Annotated in this window: 9 protein-coding genes; 5 read left to right on the top strand and 4 right to left on the bottom strand. The window is 64.5% G+C overall.

Annotated features, from left to right (window positions below; translation table 11 throughout):
* The first annotated feature begins 33 nt into the window (after positions 1-33).
* Positions 34-3,147: a phosphoenolpyruvate carboxylase gene (ppc, locus tag NCR37_RS03390; RefSeq protein WP_250471624.1), complete on the top strand. Its 3,114-nt coding sequence runs from the start codon at positions 34-36 to the stop codon at positions 3,145-3,147.
* A 24-nt stretch (positions 3,148-3,171) separates the two neighbouring features.
* Here ppc and NCR37_RS03385 read toward each other — a convergent pair whose 3' ends face one another.
* Positions 3,172-3,936 (bottom strand): class I SAM-dependent methyltransferase, encoded by a 765-nt coding sequence (locus NCR37_RS03385; RefSeq protein WP_250471622.1) that lies wholly within the window; start codon positions 3,934-3,936, stop codon positions 3,172-3,174.
* Positions 3,937-4,094: 158 nt separating this feature from the next.
* Between NCR37_RS03385 and NCR37_RS03380 the strand changes: the two genes are divergently transcribed.
* From NCR37_RS03380 to NCR37_RS03370, 3 genes are all read left to right on the top strand, one after another.
* Complete coding sequence (locus NCR37_RS03380) at positions 4,095-4,907, top strand: helix-turn-helix transcriptional regulator (protein WP_250471620.1); 813 nt, start codon at positions 4,095-4,097, stop codon at positions 4,905-4,907.
* A gap of 54 nt (positions 4,908-4,961) precedes the next feature.
* Entirely contained in the window at positions 4,962-6,365 is a 1,404-nt protein-coding gene (gene argH / locus NCR37_RS03375) for an argininosuccinate lyase (RefSeq protein ID WP_250471619.1), read from the top strand.
* 97 nt (positions 6,366-6,462) lie between these two features.
* A complete protein-coding gene (locus NCR37_RS03370; protein ID WP_250471617.1) occupies positions 6,463-7,395 on the top strand; it encodes a bestrophin family protein in 933 nt (310 codons plus the stop codon).
* On the opposite strand, the gene NCR37_RS03365 is transcribed toward NCR37_RS03370, so the two are convergent.
* A complete protein-coding gene (locus NCR37_RS03365; protein ID WP_250471615.1) occupies positions 7,382-7,765 on the bottom strand; it encodes a T6SS amidase immunity protein Tai4 family protein in 384 nt (127 codons plus the stop codon). The two genes, NCR37_RS03370 and NCR37_RS03365, sit on opposite strands and share 14 nt — an antisense overlap.
* Positions 7,765-8,253 carry a type VI secretion system amidase effector protein Tae4 gene (locus NCR37_RS03360; protein WP_250471614.1) on the bottom strand — a complete coding sequence of 163 codons (489 nt, stop codon included), beginning with the start codon at positions 8,251-8,253 and terminating at the stop codon, positions 7,765-7,767. The genes NCR37_RS03365 and NCR37_RS03360 overlap by 1 nt, the downstream gene beginning before the upstream one ends.
* 180 nt (positions 8,254-8,433) lie before the next feature.
* Between NCR37_RS03360 and gstA the strand changes: the two genes are divergently transcribed.
* Positions 8,434-9,039: a glutathione transferase GstA gene (gene gstA / locus NCR37_RS03355; RefSeq protein ID WP_250471612.1), complete on the top strand. Its 606-nt coding sequence runs from the start codon at positions 8,434-8,436 to the stop codon at positions 9,037-9,039.
* A gap of 90 nt (positions 9,040-9,129) precedes the next feature.
* Here gstA and NCR37_RS03350 read toward each other — a convergent pair whose 3' ends face one another.
* Positions 9,130-11,415: an arginine/lysine/ornithine decarboxylase gene (locus tag NCR37_RS03350; RefSeq protein WP_250471610.1), complete on the bottom strand. Its 2,286-nt coding sequence runs from the start codon at positions 11,413-11,415 to the stop codon at positions 9,130-9,132.
* Positions 11,416-11,425 lie beyond the last annotated feature (10 nt).

The raw sequence follows: 11,425 nt of genomic DNA, 5'->3' as shown, positions 1-11,425 counted from the left end.
TCGCCTATCAGAGAGCAGAGAGAGGAACTCAACGTGACGTCTTCCGCATCGGCCCGCCCGGCGCGCCGCAACGCCGCATCGCCCGACTCATCCTCCGACACGTCCATCGCGGCGCCGTCGCCTTCCATTCCGAAGACGCGGGCCGCAGGCGCCGCGAAAGCGTCCACGGCGGCGGTCGCCGTCAAGGAGAAGCCGGGCGTCGAAGTGATGGTGAAAGCGCCCAAAGCCGAGAAGCCGTCGAAGAAGGCCAAGGCTGCTTCGGTCGCGGAAGCGCACGTCGCCACCGAATCTTCGGATGCCGATTCCGCTGACCGCGCGAAGCCCGCGAGCCGCGCCCGCGACGACAAAGACCGCCCGCTCTTCGAAGACATCCGCTTCCTCGGCCGCGTGCTGGGCGAAGTGCTGCGCGAGCAGGAAGGCGACGCCGTGTTCGACATGGTCGAGGCGATTCGTCAGACCGCCGTCAAGTTCCGCCGCGAGGACGACGTGGACGCCTCGCAGACGCTGGAAAAGCGCCTGCGTGCGTTGTCGCCGGAGCAGACAGTGTCCGTCGTGCGCGCGTTCAGCTATTTCTCGCATCTGGCGAACATCGCGGAAGACCGCCACCACAACCGCCGCCGCCGCATTCACGCGCTTGCGGGCTCGGCGCCGCAGCCGGGCACCATCGCCTATGCCATCGAGCGCATGCGCGAACAGAAGAACGTCAGCGCCACGCGCAAAATGCTGCAGAAGTTTTTCGACGACGCGCTCATCGTTCCGGTGCTGACTGCGCACCCGACCGAAGTGCAGCGCAAGAGTATCCTCGACGCGCAGCACGACATCGCGCGACTGCTGGCCGAGCGCGATCAGGAACTGACCGCCCGCGAACGCTCGCAGAACGAGGCGGTGCTGCGCGCACGCGTGACGTCGCTCTGGCAGACGCGCATGCTGCGCGACGCGCGCCTGACCGTCGCCGATGAAATCGAGAACGCGCTCTCCTATTACCGCGCGACCTTCCTCGCTGAGATTCCCGCGCTTTATGCCGACATCGAAGCCGCGCTCGCCGAGCACGGCCTGCCCACGCGGCTGCCGCCGTTCTTCCAGATGGGAAGCTGGATCGGGGGCGACCGCGACGGCAACCCGAACGTCACGGCGGAAACGCTCGACGCCGCCACCACGCGGCAGGCGACCGTCATCTTCGAACACTATCTGGAAGAGGTGCACAAGCTCGGCGCCGAACTGTCGGTGTCCAATCTGCTCGCGGGCGCGAGCGATGCGCTGCTCGCGCTCGCCGATGCGTCGCCTGACCACTCGCCGCATCGCACGGACGAGCCGTATCGGCGCGCGCTGATCGGCATCTACACGCGGCTCGCGGCGAGCGCGCGCGTGCGGCTCGGCGAAGGCGTGGTGGCCGTGCGCAGCGCCGGGCGCGGCGCTGCGCCGATCCGCGCGACGCCGTACGCCGACGCCGCCGAGTTCACGCGCGATCTGAACGTGCTGATCGAATCGCTTGCGCAGAACCACGGCGCGTCGCTGGCGGCGCAGCGCCTGTCGCCGCTCGCGCGGGCGTCCGAAGTGTTCGGCTTCCATCTGGCGAGCATCGACTTGCGGCAAAGCTCGGATATCCACGAGGCGGTCGTGGCGGAACTGCTCGCGCGCGGCGGCGTCGTGGCCGATTACGCGTCGCTCGACGAAGCGCAGAAACGCGATGTGCTGCTGAAGGAGCTCGGACAGCCGCGGCCGCTGCGCCTGCCCTACACGCAATATTCCGATCTCGCGAAAAGCGAACTCGGCGTGCTCGAAGCGGCGCGGGAAATCCGCGAGAAGTTCGGCGCGCGGGCGGTGCGCAACTACATCATTTCGCACACGGAAACCGTCAGCGATCTGCTGGAAGTCATGCTGCTGCAAAAGGAAACCGGCGTGCTACAAGGCTGTCTCGGCAGCAAGGACGACGCCGCGCGCGACGGTCTGATGGTGATTCCGCTTTTCGAAACCATCGCGGACTTGCGCAATGCGCCCGTCATCATGGGCGAGTTCTTCGCGCTGCCGGGCATCGACAAGCTGATCGAAAATCAGGGCAACGAGCAGGAAGTCATGCTCGGGTATTCGGACAGCAACAAGGACGGCGGCTTTCTCACGTCGAACTGGGAGTTGTATCGCGCGGAACTGGCGCTCGTCGCGCTGTTCAAGGAACGCAGGACGACGCTCAGGCTCTTTCACGGGCGCGGCGGCACGGTCGGGCGCGGAGGCGGTCCGACGTATCAGGCGATTCTTTCGCAGCCGCCCGGCACCGTCGACGGCCAGATTCGGCTGACCGAGCAAGGCGAAGTGATCGCGAGCAAATTTGCGAACGCGGAAATTGGACGTCGCAATCTGGAGACGGTCGTGGCCGCGACGCTCGAAGCAACGCTCCTGCCGCACGAGAACGCGCCCGCACAGCTGCCGCAGTTCGAAGCGACGATGCAGACGCTTTCGGATGCCGCGATGTCCGCGTATCGCGCGCTCGTCTACGAGACGCCCGGCTTCACCGATTACTTCTTCTCCTCGACGCCGATTGCGGAAATCGCGGAGCTGAACATCGGCAGCCGGCCGGCGTCGCGCAAGCTGCAAGACCCGAAGCATCGGAAGATCGAGGATTTGCGCGCGATTCCCTGGGGCTTCTCGTGGGGCCAGTGCCGGCTGCTTCTGACCGGCTGGTACGGCTTCGGCAGCGCGGTGACCGCTTATCTCGATGAAGCCGGATCGGATGCCGAGCGCACCCGGCGTCTTGCCGCGCTTCGCAAGATGCACAAGACCTGGCCGTTCTTCAAGAATCTGCTGTCGAACATGGACATGGTGCTCGCGAAGACCGACCTCGCGGTGGCGTCGCGTTACGCGCAGCTCGTCAGCGACAAGAAGCTGCGCAAGCTAGTGTTCGACAAGATCGTGGCCGAGCACGAGCGCACCTGTCACGTGCTCACCGAGATCACCGGCCGAAGCGAGCGGCTCTCCGACAACCCGCTGCTCGCGCGTTCGATCAAAAACCGCTTTCCGTATCTCGATCCGCTGAATCACTTGCAGGTGGAACTGCTCAAGCGCCACCGCGCGGGCGATCAGAACGTGCGGCTGCGGCGCGGGATTCACTTGACGATCAACGGGATCGCGGCGGGATTGCGGAATACCGGCTGACGCTTTTCGCGAGGCGAAGCGGCTTTAGTCGCGCCGCTTTGCCTCGATCATCAACGCGTCCAGCTCGAACGAGAAGTCGTCCTTCACGCCGAAATACTGGCGCACTTCCTCGGGCGCGTTCTCCCACATCGATTGAATCGCCGTCACGCGCTCGGCGGGCGTGCGCATTCTCGTCACCCACGCTTCGAATTCCAGCGGAAGGCGCCAGCGTTCGGTGACGCGCGCGTCGAAGCCGGCGGCGTCGAGCATCGCGATCCATTCGTCCGCGCGATAGTCGCGGATATGCGACGCGTCGCGCAGCACTTCGATCGCCTGAATATGCGTGTCGAAAAGCGGATCGTCGATGCCCGCGATGTCGATGAACTTGAGCCGCCCGCCCGGCTTCAGCACGCGATGCACTTCGGCGAGCGCCTTCGGCACGTCGCGCCAGTGATGCGCGCTCATGCGGCTGATCGCCCAGTCGAACGAGGCGTCGTCGAAAGGCAGCGTTTCAGCCGCGCCCTGCTGCGTGCGGATGGTCGTCAGCCCGCGCTCCTTCGCGGCGGCTTCGACGGTGGCGAGCATCTGCGGCGCGATGTCGTAGGCCACGACTTGCTTCACATGCGGCGCGACCGCGAAGCTCGCGTGACCCGCGCCGCAGCCCATGTCCAGCACCGTCGCGTTGCCGCACGTCGCGGCGAAGGTCGCGGCAAGGTTCTGCAAATCGGTGCCGGTCGCGTGAACGTGACTCGTGAGATACGCGGCGGCAGTGCTGCCGAACGCGTCGGCGACCTGTTCATGGTGTTTCATCGTGACTCCGCATGGTGGACGTGTTGTGCATCGGATACCGGTCGTCGCAGCACCGGCCTGCCGATACAATAGAGCCCGCCCTGTACCGGTACAAGTTGACTAGTTATCCTGGTATCTGAACCACCCGTCGCGCGCCGACGTTTGCGTCCGAAGTCCGCATGAACCGAACCGAAAACAAGCCCGCCGAACCGCTCGCCGATACGCCCGCGCGCGCGCTCGGCGAATTCATCCGCACGCATCGCGAGCGTCTGTCGCCGCTCGCGGTCGGCTTGCCGCCCGGCCCGCGCCGCCGCACGCCGGGCCTGCGTCGCGAGGAAGTCGCTCAACTGTGCGGCGTGAGCCCGACGTGGTACACGTGGATCGAGCAGGGCCGGCCGGTATCCGCTTCCGCCGACGCGCTCGCGCGCATCGCCGTCGCGCTGCAACTGTCGCGCGCCGAGCGCGCGTATCTTTTCGAACTCGCCGCACAACGCGATCCCGCCGAGCCCGATCCCGCCGCGCAGGACGTCCCCGCCGCGCTGTTGCAGACGGTTGGGCTGATCGGCGCGCCCGCCTATGTGCTCGACCGTCAGTGGAATGCGCTGCGCTGGAACGCGCCGGCGGCGGACCTGTTCGTCGGCTGGCTGGACAGCGAGCACGACCGCAATCTCTTGACCTACACGTTCACGTCGCCGGCGGCGCGAACGCTCATCGTCGACTGGGAAACGCGCGCGCGCCGGCTGGCCGCCGAGTTTCGCGCCGATTCCATCCGCCATCTGAACGATCCGCCCACGCGCGCGCTGATCGACGCGTTGAGCGCCGCAAGCGATGCCTTCGCGCGCTACTGGGCCTCGCAAGACGTGTTCGAGCGCGAAGGCGGCGAGCGCGCGTTCGATCATCCGTCGCGCGGACGCGTGGTGTTCAATCAGATCACGTTCAAGCCGGCGCATCGCGAAGACCTGAAGCTCGTGATTCTGGTCGGGGACGCGTAGCCCCGAATGTTAAAATTCTCGTCTTTCTGACGCCTCGAACGCCGAAAACACACCATGACGTCCCAACTTCACAAAAAAGGCGAAGCCTGGTCGGCTCGCTTCTCCGAGCCGATGTCGGAGCTCGTCAAACGCTATACGTCGTCGGTGTTCTTCGACAAGCGGCTCGCGCTCGTCGACATTCAAGGCTCGCTCGCGCATGCGTCCATGCTCGCGGCGCAGAAAATCATCGGCGCGGACGACCTTGCGGCCATCGAGCGCGGCATGGCGCAGATCAAGGGCGAGATCGAGCGCGGCGAGTTCGAATGGAAGCTGGATCTCGAAGACGTGCACCTGAACATCGAGGCGCGGCTCACCGCGCTGATCGGCGATGCCGGCAAGCGGCTGCACACCGGCCGTTCGCGCAACGATCAGGTCGCGACCGACATCCGCCTGTGGCTGCGCGGCGAGATCGACCGCATCGGCGACCTGCTGAAGGACCTGCGACTTGCGCTCATCGACATGGCGGAGAAGCACGCGGACACCATCATGCCGGGCTTCACGCATCTGCAAGTGGCGCAGCCGGTGACGTTCGGGCATCACCTGCTCGCCTACGTCGAGATGTTCACGCGCGATGCCGAGCGCATGCGCGATTGCCGCCGTCGCGTGAACCGGCTGCCGCTCGGCGCGGCGGCGCTGGCGGGCACGAGCTATCCGATCGACCGTCACGCGGTGGCGGCCTCGCTCGGCTTCGACGGCATCTGCGCCAATTCGCTCGATGCGGTGTCCGACCGCGATTTCGCGATCGAATTCACAGCGGCGGCCGCGCTCATCATGACGCACGTCTCGCGCTTCTCCGAGGAACTCGTGCTGTGGATGAGCCCGCGCATCGGCTTCATCGATCTGGCGGACCGCTTCTGCACGGGTTCGTCGATCATGCCGCAGAAGAAGAACCCCGACGTGCCGGAACTGGCGCGCGGCAAGACGGGCCGCGTGAACGGGCATCTGATGGCGCTGCTCACGCTGATGAAGGGCCAGCCGCTCGCGTACAACAAGGACAATCAGGAAGACAAGGAACCGCTCTTCGACACGGTCGATACGGTCGCCGACACGCTGCGCATCTTCGCGGAAATGGCGGCGGGCATCACCGTGAAGCCGCAGGCCATGCGCGCCGCGGCCCTGCAAGGCTTCGCAACCGCCACCGATCTCGCGGACTATCTCGTGAAGCGCGGCCTGCCCTTTCGCGACGCGCACGAAGCCGTGGCGCACGCGGTGCGCATTTGCGACGAGCGCGGCTGCGATATTGCGGATCTCTCGCTGGACGCGATGCGCATCGAACTGCCGAACGTCGCGCATCTGATCGGCGAGGATGTGTTCGGCTATCTGACGCTCGAAGGGTCGGTGGCGAGCCGCAATCATCCGGGCGGCACCGCGCCGGATCAGGTGCGCGCGGCGGCGAAGGCAGCGCGCGAGGCGCTTTGAACGCGCGCTGGAGCCGTCGGCTGCATGAAGGGCTGTCCGCTGGGACGGCCTTTTTTGTCGCCGCAATGTCGAGACAGTCGCACGTTTCTTCCCTGACATGATTATTCGCCCCAAGCTGCACTGGTTCCGCATGCTGTTCGTCTGGCGCGGCTCCGTGCTGCCGCAACTGCTGCCGCGGCTCGGGCTGATCTTCGCGCTGTCGGTCGCGGCGATCTTCATGCACGACCACATGCGGCACTATCCGATCGGGCTCGGCACGCCGCCGTTCGCGCTCGTCGGCATTGCGCTCGCGGTGTTCTTAGGGTTTCGCAACAGCGCGAGCTACGACCGCTGGTGGGAAGGACGCAAGCTCTGGGGCTCGCTCGTCATCACGGCGCGGTCGCTCGCGCGTCAGGCGTTGTCGATGCCGCATCCGCGCGATGCGGCCGACACGCGGCGCTTTCTCGCGGCGATCGGCGGACTGGCGCATGCGTTGCGGCATCAGTTGCGTGGCACCGACGCGACAAGCGATCTCGCGCCGCGCCTGCCGCCGGAACTGCACGCGCGCGTCGCCGCGGCGCAGTACAGGCCCGCGCTGATCTTGCTGTGGCTCGGCGAATGGGTCGCGGCAAGAAAACGCGAAGGCGCGCTCGACGGCTACGCGATGCTCGCCGTCGACGCTAACCTGAACGCGCTGTCGGCCGTGATCGGCGGCTGCGAGCGGCTCACCTCGACGCCGCTGCCCTTCTCGTACTCGGTGATGATTCACCGCACGATTTATCTGTTCTGCGTGATGCTGCCGTTCGGACTCGTCGATGGCGCGGGCCTGTTGACGCCGCTCTTCGCGTTGCTGGTGGCGTATGCGTTCATGGCGCTGGAGGCGATTGCCGCGCAGATCGAAGACCCGTTCGGGCTGGAAGAGAACGACCTCGCGCTGAATGCGATGTGCGCGACGCTGGAAGCGGCGCTGCATGACATGGCGGCGGATCCGGAGTTCGCGTCGGCGCCGCCCGTGTCGCGCGATTCATCGCGCAAGTTCATCGTCGATTAGCGGCGGCGGCTGGCGCAGTCACGATTCGAGCCGTAAGATCGTCGAGCGCTTTGCTATCGAAGAGATCGATGCATTTCTTCGTTCCGAACGACGAGTGAACCGCGCCGGAATATCGCCGGTTCGCATACTCGCTCGCAAGCTTGTCGACAGCCAGGTAGGCGTCAGCCGGGACACTGCCAGCTTCGAGATAGCTGCTCGCTGTTGCGTTCGCGTCGTCCTTCGCCGGTGAGTCGGGATAGACCTTCGCGAGACAACGGCTCAGTGCCCATCGCTTCAGGAGCGCCTGTTGCTTCTCAGTCACTGACCCCGGAGAGGCCAGTGCAAGCTGGCCGAGCGCCAGGAGCACGACACCTGCGACGAACGGGCGCATCAATGCAACTCCCACAGCGACGCCGTATCGGGAATGAACGTGCCGTTGTCGGGATTCTGAAGCAGGTGGCAGGAATCCGAACATGCAGCCCCGTTCCAAAGAGTCACGTGTCCTCGCGCATCCTTCCAGCCGTGTCCGCGTACGACGAGGATGCCTCGCTGACCTCGAAAATCTGCTTCCTTCGGAGACTTGACGGTTTTGTCGGGCCTTCCGAACTCGCGCTCGAGATAGGCCATCATGTCGTTCACCCGGAACAGGTACTGCTTTCCGTCCGCGCCCGATACAGTCGCATAGCCTGCTTCTTTCTTGACGGGAAACCCGGTGCTGTTCAGCACGTAGCTCATTCTTATCGGACATGCATTCTGGAAGATACCGGCCTTGATGTTGTCGTCGACGCGACCGCCGATCATTTTCCCGACATCCGCCACGCCCACGTGTACACGGGTGAATGCGATCCATGCGCTCCCGAATGCTGGCCTGCCGCTCATGATGACCTTTTTGCTTTGTTATTGGATTTAAAAGCATGGTCGTGAACAGCTCGAAGCAACACACGATTTGTCCTATTTACGGCTGCGGCAAATTGATCTCCGAATGTCAGAAGCGATCGCTCGCGCCGCGCCCTCGTCCGAATCGTTCATAATGGCGCGCGTTTCACCTTGGAGATTTGAATGAAACTGTTCTACAAAGCCGGCGCGTGCTCGCTTGCCTCGCATATCGTCCTCGAAGAATCGGGTCTGCCTTACGAGATCGAAGCCGTCGATCTGAAGACGAAAGTCACTGCGAGCGGCGCCGATTTCATGGCGATCAACCCGAAGGGCTATGTGCCCGCGCTCCAACTCGACAACGGCGACGTGCTCACCGAAGGCCCGGCGATCATGCAGTACATCGCGGATCAGGTGCCGGCCAAGCATCTCGCGCCGCTCGCCGACGCCATGTCGCGCTATCGCCTGCAAGGGTGGCTCACGTTCATCGGCACGGAATTGCACAAGAACTTCTCGCCGTTCTTCAACCCCGCCGCGACGAGCGAGTGGAAAGCCGCCGCGATGGCCAATCTGGAGCGCCGTCTCGCGTACGTGGCGAAGCATATCGACGACAAGCAGTATCTGCTGGGCGACGAATACGGCATCGGCGACGCTTATCTCTTCACCGTGCTCGGCTGGGCGCCGTTCATCGACCTCGATTTGAACAAGTGGCCGGCGTTGACCGCGTATCAGGCGCGCGTCGCGGCGCGTCCGGCGGTGCAGGCGGCGATGAAGGCGGAAGGCCTGATCTGAACGATCGGCGCTTACCCCAAAAGACAAACGGCCCTTCTATGAAGGGCCGTTTGTTTTGCGGCAGCGAATCAGACGAGCGTTACGAAGAACTCAATCGCGCACGCAATCGACGAAATACTCGATGCGCCCGTTGATCATCTCACCGACGAGCCCGTGAATATCCGTGTGGAAGCCCGGGAAGCGCTCGTTGAACTCACGCGCGAAACGCAGGTAATCGACGATCGTGCGGTTGAACCGCTCGCCCGGAATCAGCAACGGAATGCCCGGCGGATACGGGGTCAGCAGAATGCTCGTCACGCGGCCTTCGAGTTCGTCGATCGGCACGCGGTCGATCTCGCGGTGCACGAGCTTGGCGTACGCTTCGGACGGCTTCATCGCGGGCTCCATGCTCGACAGATACATTTCGGTCGTGAGCCGCGCGATATCGTTCGCGCGATAGACGCTGTGAATCTGCTCGCACAGATCGCGCAGGCCGATGCGCTCGTACGACGGATGCTGCGCGATGAACTCCGGCAGCACGCGCCACAGCGGCTGATTGTTGTCGTAGTCGTCCTTGAACTGCTGAAGCTCGGTGACCATCGAGTTCCAGCGGCCTTTCGTGATGCCGATCGTGAACATGATGAAGAACGAGTACAGCCCCGTCTTCTCCACGATGATGCCGTGCTCGGCCAGATACTTCGTCACGATGGCGGCCGGAATGCCCGTCTCGCCGAATTCGCCGTCCACGTCGAGCCCCGGCGTGATGATCGTCGCCTTGATCGGGTCGAGCATGTTGAAATTCTCGGCGAGCGCGCCGAAGCCGTGCCACCGGTCGTTCGGCTTCAGCATCCAGTCCTCGCGGTCGCCGATGCCCTCTTCGGCCAGCGCGTCCGGGCCCCAGACCTTGAAGAACCAGTCGTCGCCGTATTCGGCATCGACCTTGCGCATCGCGCGGCGGAAGTCGAGCGCCTCCGCAATCGACTCTTCCACGAGCGCGGGGCCGCCCGGCGCTTCCATCATCGCGGCGGCCACGTCGCACGACGCGATGATCGCGTATTGCGGCGACGTCGACGTGTGCATCAGATACGCCTCGTTGAAACGATGGCGGTCGAACGTGCTGTTCTCGCTGTCCTGCACGAGAATCTGCGATGCCTGCGAAATGCCGGCGAGCAGCTTGTGCGTGGAGTGCGTGGCGAACACGAGCGCGCCGGTACGCGGGCGGCCCGCGCCGATCGCGTGCATGTCCTGATAGAACGAATGGAATTCGGCGTGCGGTAGCCACGCTTCGTCGAAATGCAGCGTGTCGAGCATGTCGCCGAGCAGGTCCTTGATCATCTCGACGTTATAGACCACGCCGTCGTACGTGCTCTGCGTGATGGTCAGGATGCGCGGTTTGACCTTCGGGTTCTTCGCGAGCGCCTCGCGCGCAAACGGATTCGCTTCGATCTTCCTGCGAATGTTCTCGGGCTTGAACTCGTCGCGCGGAATCGGCCCGATGATGCCGAAGTGATTGCGCGTCGGCGTGAGGAACACGGGAATCGCACCCGTCATGGTGATGGCGTGCAGAATCGACTTATGGCAGTTGCGGTCCACGAGCACGATATCGCCCGGCGCGACGGTGGCGTGCCACACGATCTTGTTCGAGGTGGACGTGCCGTTGGTCACGAAAAAGAGATGATCCGCGCCGAAGATGCGCGCCGCGTTGCGCTCCGACGCCGCGACCGGGCCGGTGTGATCGAGCAGCTGGCCGAGTTCCTCCACCGCGTTGCACACGTCCGCGCGCAGCATGTTCTCGCCGAAGAACTGGTGGAACATTTGCCCGAGCGGGTTCTTCAGGAACGCGACGCCGCCCGAGTGGCCCGGACAGTGCCACGAATACGAGCCTTCGTCCGCGTACTGCACGAGTTCCTTGAAGAACGGCGGCGCGAGCGCATCGAGATAGACCTTCGCTTCGCGAATGACGTGCCGCGCGACGAACTCCGGCGTGTCCTCGAACATGTGAATGAAGCCGTGCAGCTCGCGCAGGATGTCGTTCGGCAAGTGCCGCGACGTGCGCGTTTCGCCGTACAGGAAGATGGGGATGTCGGCGTTGCGGCGGCGCACGGCGTTGATGAACGCGCGCAACGCGACGATGGCCGACGCCAGTTCGGGCGTGTCGCCTTCCACGACGACATTGTCGGCGTAAGGCAGCAACTCGTCGTCGTCGATCGACAGAATGAAGCACGACGCGCGGCTTGACTGCTGCGCGAAGGCAGCGAGATCGCCGTAGCTCGTGAGACCGAGCACTTCGGCGCCTTCGCCCTCGATCGCCTCGGCCAGCGCGCGAATGCCGGAACCCGAGATGTTCTCGGAGCGAAAGTCTTCGTCGATGATGACGACGGGGAAGCGGAACTTCATGAGGCGAATC

The organism is Caballeronia sp. GAFFF1 (assembly GCF_023630705.1).
GTDB lineage: Bacteria > Pseudomonadota > Gammaproteobacteria > Burkholderiales > Burkholderiaceae > Caballeronia.
The sequence above is the reverse complement of the archived record's forward strand: the minus strand, read 5'-3'. Positions and strand labels throughout refer to the sequence as shown.